Below are 21,338 nucleotides of genomic sequence, written 5' to 3'. Positions count from 1 at the left end.
GACAGTGTTTTTTGATAGAAGTGCCAGAGGATTTGTGGATTTCATCTTTTTTTGGCTCCATTCGAATGCTTTATATTCCTGACCTTTACTCCACTATTTAATTCAGCAAAGGCTGGGCGTGTAACTTTTGCCAAACGATGCAAAACGCCACCTTAAAAGAAAAGCAAAAAATCTTTTATCGGGCTATCGCCCAAACGTCTCATTTGCTGTGTTTACGCAACCTTTAGCAAGACGATTTAAACCGTAAGGCATGGATTGATTTTGATGCTTTTAGGAAGGGGATTTTTAACTGACTCTGAAACTCCATAGGGTCCCGCACTAAGGATTGCGTCGAACGAGCTTTTCCTTAGCAACTAGTTAAAAATAAATCTAAATCAATTTTTCAGTAAAAGTTTGCATTTTCATGCATAGCTTAAAAGCACTACTCGTTTGCTTCATGATTGAACTTATTTATATTTCATTTATATCACTCAAGCACCAATGAAATCTTTATAGGTAAAATCAACGAGAGGTGTAAAATTGATACCAGTCAAACAATAGGTATTGTAGGCATCAACAAAGTCATCATTACAATAAAACTCTGCACCACCTAGCTTACTCTTAAAAATAACTTTTTTATCTACATCGTCACTTTTAAAAACTATACTCTTATAGCCAACGGGAAGCCCATCAAAATAGTCTCTTTCACTTAAAACCAGATCTTCTTTACCAAAAACAAGAGGGTTGAAAAGGTATTTCAAGTCTCCTTCAACATTAATTTTCAAAAACTCGCCATACGAAGAAAGCAACTTAAATAACGTATCATGTGCTTTTTCACTTAAAAAAATCAGACCAGCCAGAATATTAATATCAACGTTAGCTTCCTTAGCGTCTCGTAAATATTTAAAACATATCGTCTCAGGCCAAAATTCAGTTAAAGTATTATTTTCATGATGCATATCCATCAAATAGTGTAATGGATTGACATTATCGCTCATTTTCGTCTTAATTTTTTCCACAACCTCAAAATAATCAAAATCAATTACATCACATGTGTTTTCATAATTCCTTGGAACATAAATCAAAACTCACCATCCTAAGCCTTATTTTTTGGCATCATTACATTTTGTGGCATTGTTCCCATTTTAATCTTTAATTTAACTTGTCTCAACAAATTCACAAATTGGGTTTTATTTACTTGGGCTCTTAACGTATCCGAAATCCACAACTCATAGTTATGCCTATGAAGACGTCGATGAGAAACGGTATCCGCCGTTGCCCAATCAAAATCCTTACCTTTTTCGGTACCATATAACCACACTCCATTCATAGGATCATTGATACCTATTCCATGTGTATGTAATTGCAAGCGGGCTCTAAGCAAAGGCATTGCTACAAAACGACCTTTTCCAGGAATTATATGATGAGCCTCATGCTTAACTGTCGGCTTAGGTTCCCCTACCGCAGTCAAAAACCTAGCAAGTTTATTGGTTGGATGGTGATTTTCTTTGAGTAAAGTTTCTTCATCTGATAATTCGTTAGCAGCTCTATACGCGTCTAAAGATTCTTGTATCACGGTAATCGACTCTAACCTCTTGCGCTCTTTTTCGAGGTGATTATAGTCTTGATTTAATCTATCAATTATTTCTGAGTCTTTTGAACCTCGCAGTTTTGCTTTTCTATCATAAAAAGCTTTGGCTTTTAACTCATAGTTATAAATAGCCATTTCTAGAGGTGTGGGATTGGAAGGCCGATCAGGTTGTGGATAAATAGCTAATGGCTGCAAAATAAGCTCCTTTTATATCTGCACTGTAAACTGGATACAACATTACTAGAATGCATTTTAGCGCGACTCCATAATATGACACAAGATAGTCGTTTACCCGCTAGCCCTTTCGCTTCAACTCACCAATGTTAAGTTGCCACTTCCATTCTTGCACGCGTAACTTTTGTCAAATGATACAACTTAAGTCTTTTAAATCAATAACGAAAAAGGCCGCCAATTGCTTGGCAGCCTATCTGGTTTCGCAGGTCATGATGTTATTGAACTACTTTTCCGTTATCCGAATACAGTTGCGGCCGCTCTCTTTGGCTTGGTACAAGGCAGAGTCTGTTTGTTGGAATAATTGTCGCGGATCTGTAGTTTGTTCTGGCCAGCTTGAGATACCAATGGATATGGTGATATTTTCGAGCAAATTCCCTTCATACTCTATTTGCGTTTTTTCAACAGCGGCCCTCAGTTGCTCGGCTTTACGTAGGCAGTCTTCACTTCTGACTCTTGGCATAACAACGACAAACTCTTCACCTCCTAAACGACAAACAATATCGCCTTCATGGAAAAAGTGACTCAGTAGGCTGGCAAGGGTTTTTAGTGCTTCATCACCCGCAGGGTGACCATAGGTGTCGTTGAAGGTTTTAAAGTAATCGATATCACAAATCAGTAGGGATAACGCTTCTTGATTTCGTTCTGCCGCTGCAATTTCACATTCCATGACTTCAGAGAAAAAGCGTCGGTTTTTTAACCCTGTGAGCTCGTCTTCATAGGAAAAACGTTGTAGTTCCTCGCGTAAGGCTATATTCGCTAAGGTAATGTTTATTTTTTCTATGGCTCGCTTTAGCAGTTTCATAAAGTGCGCAATGGGATAACCATTGAGCACTTCTGTTGCCTGAACTTGCAGCATCGCAACATAACGAACAGAACCTTGCTGATTAACGAATCTAAATGGAAAAACGCCCTGCTCGTTATTAAACTTAAGCTTAATCAGCGCGGTATTATCAGGGAGAGGAGCGTTAATTCCCTGCCCCCAGCTATGGACCTTTTGCCACCCATCGGTACTCGCTATGCTAAATACACCAGAAAAAGGCATGCAAAGCGCTTCAATGTTATTGGCTATCTTTTCAATTCCCATTTCTAGTGTATGACAGCTTTCCAGCTCAACGATGACATCACTGACAATTTCATTCTTTTCCTGTTGAAATAACAGCCCATTAGCGCGAAGTGCCTCTTGCTTTACCATGATACTAAGCTGCTCGGTACGCTCAATGACTTTAGACTCTAATGAAATATTCAGCTTCGCCAATCGGCGCTGAGTCGACAGATAGTGGTTAAAAGATAAGCCAATAATCGCGATAGAAAATAGCAGCGCACCACTAGAAACAGGAACAGAACTCCACGAGATCCAATTATGTGCAACCGCCATATCAAGCATCATGACAGCGCAAAAACCAAAGTAAGCTAGGATGAGTAATTTTTGCTCGAGACGAACACGGTTAAACACCAATAGCACAGAGACGACTAACAAGAGTGACGTCACGATAAACATGCCATCAAATGCAGGATAAAGCTGGGTAAGATGAAGGAGCCCAAACACACTTCCAATTGCCGCTAACAACAAAAATACAACATGAGCGCGCCATAACCACTGAAAATGACGAACCTCTAAACCGGCATCTGATAACCACTCAGCCAACAACATAAACATCGGAATCGGCAATAAAAAATACGCATACGCACCAATATAGTTCCACAGTAAGGGTTGATCCCAGATAAGCTTCATGGCAGGGATGTCTCCCAATACTAAACCCGCTGCCGCAAGGGAAAAGAGACATACATTCAGAAATTGGCGACGCTGACCTTTTAACATGGCAAAAATGGCCGCCATCAAAGCAATAAAAATTGTCACGCCAGCGACAATAAAACCTTGCAGAGATTCTTCAATAATTTGTGTGAGAGCATCAACTCGCTCAGTGAGTTTTCGCTCTCCCCAAAAACCAATACTGATATAATCTGAATACACCCGAAAATAGAGTGCTTTTCCCGCAAAATCCTCAGGCAGAGTAATCATGTGCCAAGGCCAACCAGCAAATGGCCCCATGCCATTTTGATCTAACTGACCATGCTTATAAATAAGCTCACCATCCAAATATACTTCAGCCAATAAATCGATACTGGACGCAAAAAATACAGGATCTCTGTAAACATGTTGCGGAAGCCTTATACGAAACCAAACATTATGGTGTTCACCACGAGCGGGGGGATTGGCTGGAAAAGCAATGGGTTGCCAATCTGCTAAATTATCTTGTTGAGTCCATAAGGGAACACCGTCAGGGTTAAACGTAGAGTCTCCCCACGCATATTCCCAACCGTCATCTAAATTCACATCCTGCGCAAATACGTTTGCCGACAAACATAAGAATGCGGTAGCAAAAAACAACGAAATAAAATAAAAATATGCAGTCTGCAATTGCTTCAAGATATTCTCAACCAAAGCTTATATTAAGGGAGCGAAATGCATCATATGCATCTCAATACTTTAGTCGCTTTCCTTGCATTAAAAGATATGCTCTGCACCTAGAGCATTTAATATCCTAACTCAAGATAGATATTGGAATTGTAAAGAATCGTTTACATTTTTTTAGGACAAGGTGTGAATAAAATAGTAGAACGATTTATAAAGGCTTCAGAGCAACAATGTTTGATCCTACATGATGTTGACTAATATTTGTCATAGCTCTGACAAAACCTCTAACAAACTCGCTGATCTCCATTTGCTTCTAACGAAAACCCTTCTCTATAATAGTGGCTATATCCAATAGTCCATGCAGTTTTCAAGGCGGTTTTACGATGGGGTTTATGAAAGTTTCTTTTAAGGCAGCGCTAGCTGCGGCGTTGGTTGTGATGGTGGGTTGTAGCTCTTCGCCGACAGGTCGTAAGCAGTTTGCTGTGTTGCCGGATAGTCAGATGAATGAGATGGGCGTTCAGTCTTTTACTGAGATGAAGAAAGAAACACCTGCATCTTCGGATGCAAAGTTACGCAAACAAGTACAGTGTGTGGCGGATACTCTGATTGCGGTATTGCCAGATAAATACCATAACCAAGAATGGGAAGTGGTGTTGTTTAATGATGAACAGGTTAATGCCTTTGCTCTACCAGGTTATAAGGTGGGCGTTTACACTGGCTTATTGACTGTGGCAGATAATCAATCCCAATTAGCCGCAGTGGTTGGTCACGAGTTGGCGCACGTGATTGCACGACACGGTAACGAACGAGTTTCGACTCAGTTAGCGACGAGCCAGGCTTTGTCATTAGGTTATCAGTTGAGTGGTGAGGAATCGCCGGAGAAAATCGCGATTTTCCAAGCATTGGGGCTTGGTGCTCAAGTCGGTATTATTTTGCCTTTCAGTCGTTCCCATGAGTCTGAGGCTGATTTATTGGGCTTAGAATACATGGCAAAAGCGGGCTTTGACCCACGAGAAAGTGTTCAACTATGGCGCAATATGAGTGCTGGTGGTGAAAGCAAAACACCTGAGTTGTTGTCGACTCACCCATCAAATTCTAATCGTATTAAAAACTTACAAGCAAATTTGCCAAAAAACCTTCCAGTTTATGAAGCTTTAATCGCGCAAAATAAAGGCGCTAAGTGCTACTGATATTTTAATCCTGACAGTAAAGACAGGTTAGCTATTAAAACCTGTCTTTTACTTTCTTATTCACAAATATCTCGTTCTACTTTTCCTACCGTCACGTTACAACAATATTTTAACGCCCCCTTTTTGCTATCTAAATTCAGGCATAAACTATAAGCAGAATTTATAGATGGTAAAAATCACTCTCGAAACTCTGTCATCATTTGTGAATTAGACCTAAATTTCACAATTTTCTAGGCTGAAGTCGGCATTTCAGTAACATTTGGAAACATTTCATTAAAATTCTTTGTGGTAGTATCCGGCTAATTTAATAATGTTTTTACTATCCACTTTTAGTATTCGTTTCATATTAAGAAGCAATAAAAAATATAGAAAACCTAGATCTAAGAAATATATATCACGATTTAAGAACCGTCTTTATCGAAAAGCACAGCCAAACTCGATGTTACTAATCTGTATAAGTATGAGGGAAATATGACGCTTATCCATTCGTCACAAGTGATAATTGGGGTTGTGCTGCTATGCGCTTTTAATTTAGCTCATGCAAACACATCTATCCCTCTTTCAGATTATTTCAAAGACAATTGGTCTACTCACGAAGGCCTGCCACACAACAGTATTAATGCCATAGCGCAGACTTCTGATGGCTATTTATGGTTCGCCACATGGGAAGGTGTTGCCCGTTACAATGGTCGCGATTTCCGTTTTTATGAGCGCTCAACCGAAAAAGGGATTCTTGACTCAGGTATTCGCACGCTAGTGTCTGACGCTAATAATGGTTTATGGATTGCTGGTGTTCGAGGCGGAATCACCTATCGTCATGGCGATAATTGGCAACCTCACTTTGCCGCTCCCAGTATGGTTAACCACTTAATCAAAGACAGTTCTGGTGACCTTTGGATAGCTGTTGAAGGCTTGGGTGTGTTTCATCGAGCAAAGCCAAGTAATGCAGAAGGTGTTACAGAAGAAGCTTGGGCATTACAGAATATTAGTGCATATCGATTGCTTGAAGACAGTAAAGGTCGAGTTTGGGCAGCAACAAACAAAGGTTTATTTCAGGTTAATGGGCAAAACAAACTAGAGGTATTAGCGCAATACAACCTTCCCGGACTACATATTTATTCCATGCTAGAAACACACGATGGAAAAATGTTGGTAGCAACAGAAAGAGGTGCTTATGTCATAGATGATCAACGAGCCACATTATTGCACCCAAGTTTGGCTGGCGAAGCCATTACCACCTTAATGGAAGACGATGAATACAACCTGTGGTTAGGCACGATTAAAAATGGCGTGATAAGAGTAAGTAACCATCAAATTGAAAGACTAAACACAGAGTCAGGTTTGCCAAATAATCGGGTGTTGTCGATATTACAGGATTTTGAAGGCAGCGTTTGGATTGGCACCAATGGCGGTTTGATGCGACTTCGCAAAGCCCCTTTTACCACTTGGACAAAAAAACGCAGGCTCGTCGGCGATTATGTTCGCAGCGTTATCAACATTGATAATAAGTCCGTTTTGGTGGGTTCAAGTGAAGGGCTTAGTCTGATAAGCAATAATATTGCCCAGAATGCCCAAACGAATAATAACAATCCTATTTCTGTTCTTAGTTTTGCCAAGCGCCACGATGGCGGTATTTGGGTGGGTACTTATCTCAAAGGTCTCATGCTGTGGAAAGACCAACAGCTATCGCCTCAATTTGATCATAATAATGGATTACCCAGTGATGAAGTGAGATCCATCTTGGAAGACAGTCGCGGTAATTTATGGATTGGCACCACGAACGGCCTTGTTAAACAGGACACTTCAGGACAACAAACTATTTTCACTCGTAATAATGGCTTGCCTGATAATTATATTATGGCCTTAGCGGAAGATGATCGAGGTCAGCTTTGGGTAGGAACAGCTATTGGCGTTGCCAAATTAACAGCGAGCGGTTTTGAAATTGTTCCAATTCACGATCTTGAAGATGCTGAATATGCCTTTGGCTTCTGGATAGAAGCAGGTTATGTGTGGATTGCCACAGATCGCGGTTTAATTCGTTATAACCAGCAAAATGATCAATTGGGCTTAGTGGGTCGGCGCTCAGGATTGCCGATTGACAAGCTATTCCAAGTCGTTTACGACGGTACCAATGGCCTCTGGCTGACCAGTAATCGCGGTATTTGGCGAATAGATTACCATGCAGCTCATGCTGTGGCTGATGGCCGTCAAAGCAAAATAGCATTTGAACACTTCTCTGAAAGCGATGGTTTAGCAAGCGCTCAAGCTAATGGTGGATCTAACCCCGCTGCTGTGGCCATGGATAATGGCAAACTATGGTTTGCCACCGCGAAAGGCGTTGCCATGATAGACAGTTCGTCTATCTCGCAGAAAAATACGACGCGTTTACCGATTTCTATAGAATCCATAATAGCGGATGGCGTCGAGCTGTCAGCCAATCAAGAAAACATATTACCCCCCGGTACCAATCGGGTAGCATTTAACTATGCGGGCTTGGGATATATTATGTCATCCCGTATTGAATATAGAACAAGGCTAGTCGGTTTTGAAGAGAACTGGGCCTCAAGAGGCAAGAACACTATTGCCGAGTACACCAATTTAGCACCAGGTAAATACCAATTCCTTGTCAGCGCACGCTACCCTTATAGTGATTGGAATAATGCAGATCAGGTTTATGAGTTCACTATTTTACCTCACTTCTGGCAACGATTAGAGGTACAAATAAGCTTAGCATTCTTAGTATTAATCTTTTTAGCTGGCAGCATAAAATGGCGCATACATCGATTGCAAAAGAGCGAATTAAAACTAAAGGCCTTAGTCGAAAAACAAACCTATGCTTTACGCCAACAATCAGAAGATTTTAAACGCCAAGCTAACGAGGATAAATTGACAGGGCTACCAAATCGACGTGCTTTTGACAAATGGCTTAGCGATAAATTTATTCAGGCCAAACATAAGAAGGTCACACTCGCCTTGGTTATTATGGACATTGATCACTTCAAAAAAATCAATGACCACTACTCGCACCTGATCGGAGATAAAGCAATAAAAGCGCTCGCCAATCAGCTTCAGCAGCTTGTCGATAATAAAGTACATGCTGCTCGCTGGGGTGGTGAAGAGTTTACACTGATGATCAAAGGCATGGATGATACTGATGTGGCGGCTTATTGCGAAAATATACGTCACTGTATTGAAACCTACGACTATAGTGACATAGCGGCCGATTTAACCATGACAGTCAGTATGGGCGTGGCGTTTTCTCATCAAGTTGAAAATTATTCTGATCTACTTCGACTTGCCGACCAAGCTTTATACAAAGCCAAAGAACAAGGCCGTAACCGAGTTGAAATTTGGCAATAAGCACGCTCAACGAATAAAATAGAAAACAAAACAAAAGCCAAAATAATGCTTAGCCGCCCTGAATAATGCTATTCCAGAGGCGGCTAAACCAGTAAATTTAGACTTTATCTTGCTTTCAGTTACTTAGATCAAAAGCCTTTATAGCTTCTCTTTCAAAGCCTGTGCACCCTGCTCACTAACCACATGCAAGGTTCGTTGTGGGAACGGAATCGTCAAGCCAGCCGCTTCAATCGACTCTTTCACTCGCTTATTTAAATCCCAGTAAGTTGGCCAATAGTCATCGTTTTTTGCCCACGCCCTAAGCTGAATATTTACCGAACTGTCCAACATAGAAACCACCATTGTCTGAGGAACGGGATCAGACAACAATCGAGATTCGCTTTCAATGATTTTTCGCAATACAGACAAACCGACATCAATCGAATCCGAATAAGATATTCCGACAATAATATCCATTCGTCTCTTTCCATTACGAGTAAAGTTCTTAATATTATCGCCCCACAAAACACTATTAGGTGAAGCAATATATAAGCCATCAACCGTTTCAAACACGCAGGTAAATAAATTGATTTCTTTTACCGTACCTTGTGTTGAACCAAACTCAATAAAGTCGCCGGCTCGAAAAGGCCGTAATATCAGCAACATAATCCCCGCAGCAATGTTACTTAGCGTGTCTTTCAGAGCTAAGCCAACAGCCAAACCTGCCGCACCAACCAAAGCAATAAGACTGGCCGTGTTGACACCAAATATATCTAAAATGAACACACCGCCGATAACATAAACAGCATAACTGGCGACGGTTGAAAATATAGGAGTCAAGGTTGCATCCAGCTTATTAAGCTTAGAATTTGTATTCAGAATGGCCTTACGTACTGCCTTTGCTATAAATGAACTGGCTGTGTATATAACAATTGCCAATACAACTCTATATCCAAGCGTAATAATGGTATTTGAATGATTTTGCCAAAATTGAGCGAATAACTCTTCCATATACTTCTCTTCTTAGTTTCTATCTTAATCAATAAAATTTCATATTATGCAATGACTGATGAAACCAACCAGACATTATAAGCAGCAAAAGCAAGCAACAAGCCTAAACCTTCATAGCGATTGATACGACCCGCTCGACGAAAGCCATATGCCATCATCAACAAAACAACCGTCATTGCCATCATCACCGACCAATCACGGGACAGCACATCGGCCGACAAATTTTGCATTGGCGATATTACTCCCGCAATCCCTATCACGGCCAATATGTTAAACATGTTAGAACCAACCACATTGCCAATGGCAATATCATGCTCACCTTTTCTAACGGCAATAATAGAAGCTGCCAATTCTGGTAAAGAGGTTCCCAATGCGACAATCGTGAGGCCAATAATCAAATCACTAACACCAAATGCGTGAGCGATATTAACAGCTCCCCATACAAGTACACGAGAACTGATTATCAAAAGAACCAGTCCAAAAACCAACCAAAAAATGGCTTTTTTCATCGACATAGAATGTGCGACTAGGTCTTCCTCCATATCGCCTTCCAGCGCATCACCTTTGCCTCTCATAGCAGAAAAGATACTCCAACCAATCAAGGCAAAAAAGCCGACCAGCAAGAGCACAGCTTCAACACGAGTTAACGATCCATCCCAAATAAAATAGCCAAATAACAAACCTATTAGCAACAACAAGGGCAGCTCTTTTCGGACGATATTGGATTGCACCATGATCGGCGCAATCAAAGCCGTCACACCCAGAATCAGCCCTGTATTCACAATATTGGAACCCAACGCATTCCCCAATGCCAAATCAGGATTACCGTCCAACGCCGCCATGGCAGAGACCACCATTTCAGGTGCCGAGGTTCCAAACCCCACAATCACCATACCGATCAATAAAGGCGGCATACCTGCGTATTTCGCCGTAACCGCCGCCCCTTCCACAAAACGATCCGCGCTCCACACCAACAAAACAAAACCGCCTAACAAGGCTAAAATAGCGAGCGTCATAGCATCACCTCACGAATAAAGAAAAAACGCGATGTATAAAAAGCAGTGGACAGAAATCGTAATGATCTCGACAAACAAAACACGAAAGTTAGAAAAGCAATGATAGGAAACACAGTCTTACCCTCGGGGTGGAAATGACAGAAGACAAGAATTGCCCTCCACCCCGAGAACAACGCTTGCCTTAAGTCTTGTCAATCCAAACAAACTGGATATAACCGCCACGAACGACTGTTCGGAGACTGTTGACGGTTATCTCAGACAAAGCTGAGAGACTACTCCCCTAAGGTTTTAGGAATCATATTCCTATTTTTTCAGCTTAACAATAAGCGCAGAGCGAGCAAAACAACGCCTAGACTATCTTTACCCTTTCCCGACAAATTCAGTGATTCCACACTATTCTTATTGGCTTTTACACAAGCTTGTCTTAGATACAGTTGAAACGAAAGGTGTCACCCACCATTAAAACCCCGTAAAATGCCGACCTTTAGTACGTATGTACTGTGAAGTGACGTGTGTGCTGTTAAGTGAAATGATATCAATAAAAGAGACTGTAGAATGACCGAACAAGTTCAAGTAATCGCGACGCACAATGGCAACTTTCACGCAGACGACGTATTTGCCGTAGCGGCACTTAAACACCTTTTTCCGTCTGCAAAAATAATACGCACACGTGACTTAAACGTCATGGCGAAAGCCGATATAGTGCTAGACGTAGGCGGTATTTACGACGCAGAACAAGGCCGTTTTGATCACCACCAAAAAGGTGGCGCCGGCGCACGAGAAAACGGCATCCCATTCTCATCTTTTGGCTTAATTTGGCAAAAATACGGTCTAGAAATATGTGCAGGTAACCAAGAAGTCGCTAACTCATTGGATAAAAATTTAGTATCCACCATCGACGCCATAGACTGCGGACACGTAGAAGGCGTACAAACAGGCATTAGCCTGAGCCAAACCATCTCCATGTTTAACCCAACATGGCAAGAAGAAAGCGACTTTGACGCTTGTTTCGATGAAGCGGTAGCCTTTGCTTCACGCATCTTAACTCGATTCATCGCCGCGGCAAGCGGTGGCGTAAATGCAAAAGCCATCGTCGCCAATGCCATCGAAAAAGCCGAAGACCCAAGAGTCATCGTGTTAGAACAATACACGCCATGGAAAACTACGGTTCTTAGGTTGTCGCAAGACGCCTTGTTTATGGTTTACCCTTCGCAAACAGGGCAATGGCGCATACAAACCGTGCCAGTCGAGCTTGGCTCCTTTGAAGATCGCAAAAAACTTCCTGCGCCATGGGCCGGATTGTCCGACAAAGAACTACAAGACGTCACCGGTTTAGACGATGCTATGTTCTGCCATAACGGCTTGTTTATCGCAGGCTGCGCGTCATTTGAAAACACCATGAAAATGGCAGAAATGGCCTTGGATTATTAGAAATTCGAAATGAAAAAAGACCGATGAGTGAAGCATCGGTCTTTTTTGTTTTTCCTGTAGGTATTATATCTGCTAGTCGCGAGCTAAGCTTCCGCTTGAATGATCAGCCTTAAGGCTTGTGTATAGTATTTTCCGCCAGAACCTGTACGCTTTAGGTATTCATTAAGTTTACTTTTAGCTTGCTCTGGATCTTCCAATTTTAGCAAAGCTTCTCCCCAGAAATAATAAAACGCATCTTCCATTGGAGTATTAAGCTTATCAAGTAAATTGGCGTATATAACCGCATCTAAATACTCTTCTTGTTTTAAGGCATCGGTATAAGCGATAAGGTATTTGTCGTGTTTTAGCGACTCAGGGAGCCCTTCGTCACGAGCTTCAATTTCTTTTATGCGATTTTCAATTCCAGCCATTTTTTGCTTTAGTAAATAGGCTTCTCTGTATTGGTGGATCATATCTGAGGAAACGTCTTTATTATCTTTGGCGTAGCCGTAAGTATCTTTTCCATCATTGTTTTTAATTTCAGGGTCCATTCCCAGGCCGAGCAGATATTGCACTATATCAGCCTTGCCCATATAAGTAGCGAGCATTAAAGCGTTTGTGCCATAGTTATTGGTGAAATGGATATCTGCATCAGCTTCGACCAAAATACGTATGGTTTCAAGGTTGCCACTGTATCGCACGGCAACTAAGAGAGGAGTCCATTGTTCATCTGAAGCTTGGTTTACATCTGCTCCAGCCGCAATCAGTTTTTTTACCAGAGAGTTGTAACCGCCTTCTGCGGCGTAGTAAACGGGAGTGCGCCCATGGTCATAGCTCTCAGTATAGTTACGGACATTTGGGTTATAACCATAACTCAGTAGGCTTTCTACTTCTGCCACATCATTATTCCTAGTGGCAGAAATTAATGCGGGTTGTGAAGAACATCCTGTAAGGATCAGAAGAAGTATTAATGCACAGGGCTTTGTGATTTTAGAAAAGGATATGTTCATAAAGTCTCTACTTGTACTATAGTTTAGCTTTAGAAATAGTTAAGACCATAATACAATTTTTTGCTATATACCATAGTATTTAACTAGCATATTGGGCTGTGCGAAGAGAATCTAATGAAGATAAACCAGCGCTTAATTTATTTTGTATCGATAACGTTTGTTAGCGTCGTATTTTTGTTTGGTGTGAAGGCGAATGCCCTATCACTTGAATCACTAATGAACGAAGATCAGGAAAGTAGCTCTAGGGGCTCTCAAGCTAATGGTTTTCAAGCTAATGGTTCTCAAGCATCGTCCACCGCGGCTTTTGAAGAGGCTATTAAAACAGAAGCAGCAAAAGCAGAAACAAAACCAGAGTTAAGCATTTCCATAGGGGCTATGATGGATAAAACCCCAACAAAGCAAGGGGAGCTTTCTCTGGAAAACATTTATCAAGGAAGGTCGCAACATCAGCTGATGACCGCGAAGCAAGAGCTAGTTTCCCTTAACAATCAGCTTAGAAGCGATTGCTCTTGCTCATTAAGCTCATCTAATGCTTGCTACGATTTTAACGCTCGCTCATTGGGATTGACTCAGAAAAATGTCATCAGTGCCGCCAATGAGGCCAACCAAATTCTTACCAATCAATCAAAAACTATTTGCCAGAGCTGGAATAACGCGAAAAATTTTGCCTCAGATGATCCTCAAGCTATGCAACAACAAGTAGTGGTGATCAAACGCTATAAGAGCCTTCTTAATGAGGTAGAAAAAGCCAGCCAAGAGACTGCACAAAAACTGACAAAACAAAACCGCCAAATAGAAGCGGCTATTGCCCAGCAAGAAGAAGACTCAGGGTTTGATTGGGGTAAAGCTATGGCGATGGGCGTTGGGGCACTAGCAGGTGGTTTAGGCGAGCTAGATATTAATTCGCAAACGGAAATCATCAGTAGCATTATTCAAGATAGCTACTCTAACGACTCCTCAATGAATAATTTACAAGCAACGGTGAATGGCCTCAATTCCCAAATGAAGCAAGCATCAGCTAGTCAAAACAGCCTATCTAGTGGACAAACAAACGGCAGTGGGCAAACGCAAAGCTTTTCCATCGACTTTGTTTATCGCGACTCTTGCCCTTCGCCAAGCAGTACTAAAATTAATGCGCCAATTAAAACCAATAGCCAAGCCTGCGCTAATGCCATGAAACGTTATGCTAAAGCCGCTAGTTGTAATTTGATAGATGATCTCGAAGCGGCACAGAGCGCTTATTACAGTGCTTGTGCTTCGGAGATTTACCAGTGAGATATTTACTCGGTTTCAGTGTTCTACTGTGTTCGATAAGTGTCTATGCTGATGCCTGTCGTGATCAGTTTGTTCAATGCGTGCAAACGACCAGAAATCCCGCCGCATGCCAATCTAACTACCAAAATTGCAAAACTGACATGGGCCCACTTTTGTACAAATCCATCAGCTTTTTTGTCTGCTAAGACCTTAGAGTCAACTGAAAACCATTAGGCTTTTCGAATCGGACGTTCGCACACGTAAACAGAGTTGGTAGCGAAGCCACCCTGAAAAGGGTTTTCAAACTTCACTAAGTGGGATTCCACTGTTTCAAATACAGTGCCCAACAAAGCTATAAAATCGTCTTCCGGTGGATTCTGTGACCACATCGCAAAGACGCCTCCATCAACCAACTGCTGCGCCATTAAAGACAAGTTCGCCGTGCTATAAAACCCAGCATTGGAAGGATTCAGATATTCGGTTGGCGAATGGTCAATGTCTAACAAAATCGCATCAAACTTCTTACCCGCATGCTGCGGATCAAAACCGGTTTCAGGCGCTGTTGCCAAATCAAAAAAACTGCCTAATACATAACGATTACGAGGGTCAGCGTTTAACACTTTCCCCAATGGCACCATTTCTTGTTGATGCCAATGAATCACCGTCTCTAACGCATCCACAACCAATAGCTCGGTAATACGCTCGTCGGCCAACGCTGCAACCGCAGTATAACCCAGACCCAAGCCGCCCACGACGACGTTAAGCTGCTCGCCTTGCACCTTCGCCAAGCCCAGTGTAGACAGAGCCTCTTCCGCTGCGACAAACATACTCGACATCAAAAACTCATCGCCGAGTTTTACTTCATAAATATCACGATAACCCAAGGCTGGAATGCGGCGTTTACGAAGGGAAATCTCACCCAATGGTGATTCTTGGCTGTCCAGCTCTTCAAACAGAAGCGACATATATGATCCTAAACGGGTAAATGAGCCGCTAGTATACGCATAAAAACTTTTGAGGCTGATGAAAATGGCTATAGTTTTTGAAAAAACACATTAAACATAGCGTCTAATGTGTGGAAAAAATAGCTGTAAGCAAGATAAGGAGGCACTTGTTATGTGAAGCTTTCACGCCCCGAGAAGTGGCAAATGTTTACGTTGGTGATAGGTTAAAGCCAGCTCTAAACAGTGCTTAATAGTAGCTTCTGGTAGAGGCGAAAATAACGATAACACTATGGCTCTATTGCCTTGAAACTCGAGCACGTCGCCATACAACTCTCTAAAGGTATCGACTAACTTAGTCTGGCAATGAAAGAACAAATAATAATGATCTGGTGAGCTCGGCTTCCAGTCCATTCTCAGCGGGCTGCCAACTTTGACGCTATAACTTGGCTCGCCCCATTTAAGAGACTCTTGAACGTCACCCAGCTCCAACTCAGCAGCAATTCGAAAAACAAGGCTTCGCAATTCTTCAAGGCGAATACGAGCATTTTCTGGATATTCATCGAAGCGGATTTGGACAGCCTTGTTCATTAGCTTCCCTTAGTTAGCGTTATTAACATAAACCTTACTGGCCGCTTTGGATTTAGATGAAAAACCACCCTATTCTTCATCTGATCCTACCCATCAAACCCGAGCGTATTTCTAGCCCTTGTTCTCACTGCCTTTATTTGATCTTTCGTTTCTCTTCTGTTTCTTGCGGTTATTTTTCTCAGTGACGATCTTGATGGCTTCATCCTTGGTTAAATGGGGATGCTTAGCGATCAACTCTTCCACTTTGGTATCAAATGCGGTCATTTATAAATCTCTTGTATTGAAGTATGAATTAGGCCGCTATTTTAGCTCAGCAAAGATAGAGAAGATAATATTTCTTAGCGGCTAGGAAATCACTTTGAGGTTCGGCCACAAATCACACCACTCTTTTTCTAATACCCTCTCCTTAAAATCTTTAGGTTTCGGGCGTTTACTGTTTAGCGTAATCGTATGATTAAAATTTGCTTCTAAACCAAAAGGAGCAACCAACCTCACCCCTTTTCCCTTAACAAAAATAGCACCGACGGCTGTCTCCACTTCCACCCAATAGCTCATGGAATCCGCAGTCGACACATAAGGCTGATCATTGTTACGAACATGCATCCTTGCCTGATTTTTAACTGACCAAGGAAAACGACTTACCGCCTTAAGCCTTGCTTCATAATCAAGATCGGCATTTTCATCAATGACAGCAGAATCAAAGTAAATGAGATCGATGTCGTTTAATGGCGTTAAAACCTCTTTGTCATGAAGCTTATCCCAGATCAAGTTTCTAACAAATCCAGCAGCCAAGCACCAATCATTCAGACCAAGTGTTGAAGCAAGCTCAAGCGCTTCCATTCGGTCACTATCAGATTCAATCCATTCAATGACTTGATCGCTAAACTTCATCTATCTATCTCTAGTAGGCTTCGCAGTTCCGCTATCGTATGCTGGCTATATACTTTGATGCCATTACGCTCTAACAAGGTAGCGGTTACACCTGCGCCATCGATTTTATTTCCCTTAAATGAACCGTCGTATATTTTTGAACTGCCACATGAAGGGCTTCCTTCTGCAAGCACGGCATAGTCTATGTGTTGCTTTTGGCAGAGATCCAAAGCCTTCTTTGCACCACTCACAAATTGAGCCGTTACATCAACACCATCGTTCCCAACAACCTTTGCAGAGCCGTCGAGTACATCAATACCTCTTCCTTTGATTATTTCAGCGGGTGCTCTTGGAGTCGGTAGACCAGCAGACACTTCAGGGCAAAAAACCACCAGTTCTGCATTCGACCTAAGCCAAGAAAAATCAGACTCAGGGATGGATAAACAGCTGGCGTTGTATCTCACTTTATTGCCAACCAAACACGAACTAACCAGTACTTTTGCCACTAGAACTCCTGTAAAAAACCAAAGTGCCGCACAGAATAATACACAGGACTAAAAATAAAAATCATAAATCTCGTTTGTATCGAGCAATCATATCTTCTTGTGCTTCAGGATCATCCTTTATTGATAGCTGATCATTAATCATCGCTCCCATCGTAGGAAAATCCGCCCTATCTATTTACGCCTTTAAAGACCAAAGTTCAGAGCGCATTAACGCTTTAGCGCAATGTAAAAATACTTCTTTGATGGTGATCTCAATACAGGTTTTGGGTGGGTTTCTGTCATCAGAAAACAGGTTTAAATATTCGGGAGAGGTTGAAATACGAGCAAGCCCGTTAATTCGAAGCGTTTCATCAACACCAGGAATCAAAAACAAACACCCGATTTGCCCCGTTTCAATGATATTAACAAGGCTATCAAGCCGATTGTTTCCTTTCCCATCGGGCAAAATAATGCAGTTGTCATTGATTATTTTCACGAATCCCGGATTTCCTCCACGAGGAGAACAATCAACAGAACCGGATTTAGCGTAGGTAGAAATTGTCACGAACGGAGAATGCGCGAGAAAGTTACTGGAGTGGCGCTCTAAGGAAGGCAACTGCTTATCTTTGGCGCGCCCTTTTGCATAACCATAGAGTTCTCTAAGCTGCTCTTCGGATTCAAGATACATAAAACCTCCTTATACTTAGCGCTTAACTTCCAGAAAGAAATCAGAGTATAACGAAAAAACGGTTCTGTTCTTACTCGGTATTTTGCGGCGTTCTTTGGCTATAGCGCATTTTTTGAGTATTAGTTTACTCTGGGCTTGATTAGTGCTGATTATCAAACCAGTCAAAGCTCTTCATTCAGACCATATAGTAGCAAACGCAGCATCAGATGATTTAGGCTTCGGCTTAGCTTCATCTATGGAAAAACGAATTGGGATGTTGAATGCAGAACCAAAACCGATAGCGTCACCTCTAGGCAAACCTGAAATTTCACTAAGAGTATGTTCATTGCCGTTTTCTATGGCATGCCTTAATGCATTTATGTCCCGCTCGTTAGTTAAACGCAGTGAGATCCAGTTCGAGCACATGGCAAGAACCGTTGAAGATAACTCTGATGGCCTCTGTGTACTAACAAGTAATGAGCAATTAAATTTACGCCCTTCTTTTGCAAGCCTTTCGTATGCTTTAAGTTGAGTTCCTTCTTCTGCAAAAGGATCTCTAAGGTAATGATGTGCTTCCTCTAGAAGAAGCATAGTTGGATAATTCTTATCTTGACCTCTTTTAAATAATACATCCGAGTACATTTCTAAAAGCGAGCCTAAAATCATTGGGGCATGATCGTCTGCAATATTTTTTAAATTAATGATATGGACATCCCAATCTTGCAGTTCCCCCGATTTATTACCAAAAATATAATCGACTTCTTCTTCAACTTCTTTATTCCACATAGTCACTGGGTTGGTAATTACTTGTCCTCCAGATAAGTTAACTACATTGTTGAATCTAGGGTCATCTACGAGTTGCTGGATAATCTTAACTAATGGCAATACATTACCATAACTAAAAGCATCTCTTTTGCTTTTGCCTTGAGGTGTGAATGCTTGACATCCGAACTCAGCAACAAGGTTAGCTAGCGCTTTAAAAGGAGGCCAAGTTGGGAAATGTCCAAGTGCATTGCTTCTCAACTTTTTCAACCACTGACTTAAGTGATCTTGTCCATCTTGTCGACAGTCATCAACTAACTCGAACCAATTTGCAGTTGTAGAAGGTGGTATTGTTTCTCCAGTCCATATGGAGCTATTGGGGCCTGCACAAACCATATGGAGTGATTTCAATGCATTTCGTAGTGCAGGTAGTTGCGTTTTATCGCTTGGTCTTAGTAACTTGATTAATCCAGCATAGCCAAATGCTTGATAGGGGATTCGATGATAAACAGGGTGTTTACCGTCAAAAATTTCGGAAGGCGGAGGTGGTACGGCTAAAGGCGGGAATAATTTAGCGGGAGAAAATGGAACACTTCCTAAGATTGTCTCCTTAACTCGCGTTTGCCCAATAAAAGCATCAGCATATTCGCCATTTATATCGAATATAACGATTCTAGAATTTTTGAATTTTCCACGAATTCTTTGTGACAACAAAGCATTGAAATTTGATTTTCCATAACCTGTACTGCCTAGCACGGCAAGATGTCTAGAAAGAAGCGAGTTGATGCCTGCATTAATTTTAGTTGTTTTTGTCCTAGAATCTCGACCTAGCTCAACTGTGGAATTCTTTTCATCTTCATTCACACCATAGATAGTTACTAGGTAGTCGCTCGATAGTGGAATAGCTTTTGCTCCTAACGTTGGTAGCTTCCAACTCTCAGAAATAAACTTTCGATTATCACCATCCTGACATACATAGCCGATGGAATACGCTATGAGTTGCCTCAAAGGGGTGTCAATTACATTCATCGTCCCCACATTCGAAGAGTGGGCTTTATCAGGATCAACAAATGCCATGTCAGTAACTCTGGCAATCACAAGATTAGTACCTGCATCTAATCCAATTAAATCACCTGGCTGAGAAACAGAACTTATACCGCGTCTATGAGATGCTAACTGACCTTTATGTCCTTCTAGTAAGTTAACGCGAATTTTCGTTCCTTCAAGAGCAACCACATACCCAATAGAATCAATAGTCTCAATGCTCATATTTGATTTCCACTTTGAACTAAATCATTGATCGCATCTACGAGATCTTGCGTTGAAGTATCTCGAGGGAATAAGACTGGTTTCGGGATGTATTTAACAAATGAATCGAAGTAAGCAGATGAACCTCCACCAACAATTGTAATTTGATTCAATGATAGTGATTTAAGCTTTTTTATACACTTTTGAGATTCGCTTAAACCTTCGGCATCTACCGAGATTTTATCAAGTTCAGGATAAAAAATAACAATATGTAAAGATGGGTTTAGTAGTGCTCCTAGAATTATCCGATTGATATGGTAGTCACCAAAACCATATCCGTTGATGATGATAGCTGTTTGAGGCTTTGATAAGAACTCACTAAACCGACGAAACATCTCGCCATATACAAAGCCGATTGTATGGTGGTACTTATTCGCACCTGGATAAATTAAGAACTGCTTATCATAAACAGGCTCTCCATTTAACAATGGATCAATATAGCGACTTTTAGCCAGAGCAGAGGGGATTTCTTTAATATCACTGTTATGCTCTTGAATCCATGACAGTGAGCCATGTAATTTATGCAAGTAAGCATGATAGTGTCCAAATCTGGCTTCACCTTTTGCATTAACATTTCTGAAGCTCAAATCAAAATTTTGGGGCTGGAAAGTTCTCGTATGAAGTCCAGAAAAACCATTGACAAGTTGGATACCTATTTCTTCGGCTGCCCACTCTAATGAAAGATCATAGTTAGTAGTAAAAAGCATCGGAGCGGCTTGACCAGGTTGGCGATTCGAGATTAATTTTTCAAGTAATTCTCGATGATATTGAAACTTCTCTTGTGATCCTATGTTTTCATTTCCAAAAGCATCTCGCCCTACCAACAATGCGGCTTTAGTTACAGATTGATATAAACAAAGCAGAATTTTTTGAAGTCTATCGACTGGCTGTTGATCTTCAGAACTATCTTTATTTGGTAGTGATGTTTTTTTATAAACAGATAAATATTGAGTTACTTGATCTAAAAGTCGCTCGACATTTACATCTTTATTATTAATGTTTTCTTGAGTTATGAGATTAAAAGCAAGTAATTCATCAGTTAGATTAGGCGAACAGTCTATTGCATCAAGCCATACACCTTCCATTGTCATACCGCCACTTCCTACGGATGCACCAGCACCAAGAAGGACACCAATATTTTCTAATTGGCATAATGAGACTAAGTGACTTTTAAAGTCTTCCTCAGAAATCGTAGTACTACCTTGATAGATAAAGTCGCTCATTTTTTTCCATAAAATTAATTGTAAATTTTAAATTTAGGGTC

Annotated in this window: 18 protein-coding genes; 4 read left to right on the top strand and 14 right to left on the bottom strand. The window is 41.3% G+C overall.

Translation table 11 applies throughout. The features are described 5' to 3' along the window. Nucleotides 1-470 precede the first annotated feature (470 nt). The 3 genes from KPL72_RS15765 to KPL72_RS15755 form a co-directional block, all read right to left on the bottom strand. Nucleotides 471-1,064, bottom strand: coding sequence for a hypothetical protein (locus tag KPL72_RS15765; protein WP_219703628.1), 594 nt, complete (start codon nt 1,062-1,064; stop codon nt 471-473). 11 nt (nt 1,065-1,075) lie between these two features. Next, nucleotides 1,076-1,765, bottom strand: a complete 690-nt coding sequence (locus KPL72_RS15760; protein ID WP_212915662.1) for an AHH domain-containing protein — start codon at nt 1,763-1,765, stop codon at nt 1,076-1,078. Nucleotides 1,766-2,027: 262 nt separating this feature from the next. Next, nucleotides 2,028-4,232: a GGDEF domain-containing protein gene (locus KPL72_RS15755; protein ID WP_219703627.1), complete on the bottom strand. Its 2,205-nt coding sequence runs from the start codon at nt 4,230-4,232 to the stop codon at nt 2,028-2,030. Between the two features lie 380 nt (nt 4,233-4,612). Here KPL72_RS15755 and KPL72_RS15750 point away from each other — a divergent pair, with 380 nt between their 5' ends. Together KPL72_RS15750 and KPL72_RS15745 are read left to right on the top strand one after the other, a co-directional pair. Beyond that, complete coding sequence (locus tag KPL72_RS15750) at nt 4,613-5,410, top strand: M48 family metallopeptidase (protein WP_219703626.1); 798 nt, start codon at nt 4,613-4,615, stop codon at nt 5,408-5,410. Nucleotides 5,411-5,881: 471 nt separating this feature from the next. Next, complete coding sequence (locus KPL72_RS15745) at nt 5,882-8,770, top strand: ligand-binding sensor domain-containing diguanylate cyclase (protein ID WP_219703625.1); 2,889 nt, start codon at nt 5,882-5,884, stop codon at nt 8,768-8,770. Nucleotides 8,771-8,908: 138 nt separating this feature from the next. Here the strand turns inward: KPL72_RS15745 and KPL72_RS15740 are convergent, their stop codons facing one another. Both KPL72_RS15740 and KPL72_RS15735 read right to left on the bottom strand, forming a co-directional pair. Beyond that, nucleotides 8,909-9,760: a mechanosensitive ion channel family protein gene (locus KPL72_RS15740; protein WP_212915666.1), complete on the bottom strand. Its 852-nt coding sequence runs from the start codon at nt 9,758-9,760 to the stop codon at nt 8,909-8,911. A 44-nt stretch (nt 9,761-9,804) separates the two neighbouring features. Then, nucleotides 9,805-10,776 (bottom strand): calcium/sodium antiporter, encoded by a 972-nt coding sequence (locus KPL72_RS15735; RefSeq protein WP_212915667.1) that lies wholly within the window; start codon nt 10,774-10,776, stop codon nt 9,805-9,807. 555 nt (nt 10,777-11,331) lie between these two features. Between KPL72_RS15735 and KPL72_RS15730 the strand changes: the two genes are divergently transcribed. Further along, nucleotides 11,332-12,207 carry an MYG1 family protein gene (locus KPL72_RS15730; protein WP_219703624.1) on the top strand — a complete coding sequence of 292 codons (876 nt, stop codon included), beginning with the start codon at nt 11,332-11,334 and terminating at the stop codon, nt 12,205-12,207. 83 nt (nt 12,208-12,290) lie between these two features. On the opposite strand, the gene KPL72_RS15725 is transcribed toward KPL72_RS15730, so the two are convergent. Next, nucleotides 12,291-13,196 (bottom strand): ankyrin repeat domain-containing protein, encoded by a 906-nt coding sequence (locus KPL72_RS15725; protein ID WP_249422297.1) that lies wholly within the window; start codon nt 13,194-13,196, stop codon nt 12,291-12,293. Nucleotides 13,197-13,310: 114 nt separating this feature from the next. Here KPL72_RS15725 and KPL72_RS15720 point away from each other — a divergent pair, with 114 nt between their 5' ends. Next, entirely contained in the window at nt 13,311-14,471 is a 1,161-nt protein-coding gene (locus KPL72_RS15720; RefSeq protein WP_219703622.1) for a hypothetical protein, read from the top strand. A 209-nt stretch (nt 14,472-14,680) separates the two neighbouring features. Here KPL72_RS15720 and KPL72_RS15715 read toward each other — a convergent pair whose 3' ends face one another. The 8 genes from KPL72_RS15715 to KPL72_RS15680 form a co-directional block, all read right to left on the bottom strand. Continuing rightward, nucleotides 14,681-15,415 carry a spermidine synthase gene (locus tag KPL72_RS15715; protein ID WP_219703621.1) on the bottom strand — a complete coding sequence of 245 codons (735 nt, stop codon included), beginning with the start codon at nt 15,413-15,415 and terminating at the stop codon, nt 14,681-14,683. A gap of 162 nt (nt 15,416-15,577) precedes the next feature. Then, a complete protein-coding gene (locus KPL72_RS15710; protein WP_219703620.1) occupies nt 15,578-15,982 on the bottom strand; it encodes a DUF1801 domain-containing protein in 405 nt (134 codons plus the stop codon). Nucleotides 15,983-16,093: 111 nt separating this feature from the next. Beyond that, on the bottom strand, nt 16,094-16,246 hold the full coding sequence (locus tag KPL72_RS15705; RefSeq protein ID WP_219703619.1) for a hypothetical protein: 153 nt from the start codon (nt 16,244-16,246) through the stop codon (nt 16,094-16,096). A gap of 81 nt (nt 16,247-16,327) precedes the next feature. Then, a complete protein-coding gene (locus KPL72_RS15700) occupies nt 16,328-16,873 on the bottom strand; it encodes a nucleotidyltransferase family protein (RefSeq protein ID WP_219703618.1) in 546 nt (181 codons plus the stop codon). Beyond that, complete coding sequence (locus tag KPL72_RS15695) at nt 16,870-17,358, bottom strand: 2-thiouracil desulfurase family protein (RefSeq protein ID WP_219703617.1); 489 nt, start codon at nt 17,356-17,358, stop codon at nt 16,870-16,872. Before KPL72_RS15695 ends, KPL72_RS15700 begins: the two co-directional genes overlap by 4 nt. A 175-nt stretch (nt 17,359-17,533) precedes the next feature. Then, a complete protein-coding gene (locus KPL72_RS15690; RefSeq protein ID WP_249422296.1) occupies nt 17,534-18,025 on the bottom strand; it encodes an MSMEG_1061 family FMN-dependent PPOX-type flavoprotein in 492 nt (163 codons plus the stop codon). 171 nt (nt 18,026-18,196) lie between these two features. After that, nucleotides 18,197-20,035: an anti-phage-associated helicase HerA gene (gene herA / locus KPL72_RS15685; RefSeq protein WP_219703616.1), complete on the bottom strand. Its 1,839-nt coding sequence runs from the start codon at nt 20,033-20,035 to the stop codon at nt 18,197-18,199. Next, on the bottom strand, nt 20,032-21,297 hold the full coding sequence (locus KPL72_RS15680) for an SIR2 family anti-phage-associated protein (RefSeq protein WP_219703615.1): 1,266 nt from the start codon (nt 21,295-21,297) through the stop codon (nt 20,032-20,034). The genes herA and KPL72_RS15680 overlap by 4 nt, the downstream gene beginning before the upstream one ends. Nucleotides 21,298-21,338 lie beyond the last annotated feature (41 nt).

The organism is Marinomonas lutimaris (assembly GCF_019426345.1).
Lineage (GTDB): Bacteria > Pseudomonadota > Gammaproteobacteria > Pseudomonadales > Marinomonadaceae > Marinomonas > Marinomonas lutimaris.
The sequence above is the reverse complement of the archived record's forward strand: the minus strand, read 5'-3'. Positions and strand labels throughout refer to the sequence as shown.

Bases quoted from the DNA above. Each gene is read 5' to 3' on its own strand.
- KPL72_RS15750 (WP_219703626.1), top strand. From the start codon at position 4,613: ATGAAAGTTTCTTTTAAGGCAGCGCTAGCTGCGGCGTTGGTTGTGATG.
- KPL72_RS15745 (WP_219703625.1), top strand. From the start codon at position 5,882: ATGACGCTTATCCATTCGTCACAAGTGATAATTGGGGTTGTGCTGCTA.
- KPL72_RS15740 (WP_212915666.1), bottom strand. From the start codon at position 9,760: ATGGAAGAGTTATTCGCTCAATTTTGGCAAAATCATTCAAATACCATT.
- KPL72_RS15735 (WP_212915667.1), bottom strand. From the start codon at position 10,776: ATGACGCTCGCTATTTTAGCCTTGTTAGGCGGTTTTGTTTTGTTGGTG.
- KPL72_RS15730 (WP_219703624.1), top strand. From the start codon at position 11,332: ATGACCGAACAAGTTCAAGTAATCGCGACGCACAATGGCAACTTTCAC.
- KPL72_RS15725 (WP_249422297.1), bottom strand. From the start codon at position 13,196: ATGAACATATCCTTTTCTAAAATCACAAAGCCCTGTGCATTAATACTT.
- KPL72_RS15720 (WP_219703622.1), top strand. From the start codon at position 13,311: ATGAAGATAAACCAGCGCTTAATTTATTTTGTATCGATAACGTTTGTT.
- KPL72_RS15715 (WP_219703621.1), bottom strand. From the start codon at position 15,415: ATGTCGCTTCTGTTTGAAGAGCTGGACAGCCAAGAATCACCATTGGGT.
- KPL72_RS15710 (WP_219703620.1), bottom strand. From the start codon at position 15,982: ATGAACAAGGCTGTCCAAATCCGCTTCGATGAATATCCAGAAAATGCT.
- KPL72_RS15705 (WP_219703619.1), bottom strand. From the start codon at position 16,246: ATGACCGCATTTGATACCAAAGTGGAAGAGTTGATCGCTAAGCATCCC.
- KPL72_RS15700 (WP_219703618.1), bottom strand. From the start codon at position 16,873: ATGAAGTTTAGCGATCAAGTCATTGAATGGATTGAATCTGATAGTGAC.
- KPL72_RS15690 (WP_249422296.1), bottom strand. From the start codon at position 18,025: ATGTATCTTGAATCCGAAGAGCAGCTTAGAGAACTCTATGGTTATGCA.
- herA (WP_219703616.1), bottom strand. From the start codon at position 20,035: ATGAGCATTGAGACTATTGATTCTATTGGGTATGTGGTTGCTCTTGAA.
- KPL72_RS15680 (WP_219703615.1), bottom strand. From the start codon at position 21,297: ATGAGCGACTTTATCTATCAAGGTAGTACTACGATTTCTGAGGAAGAC.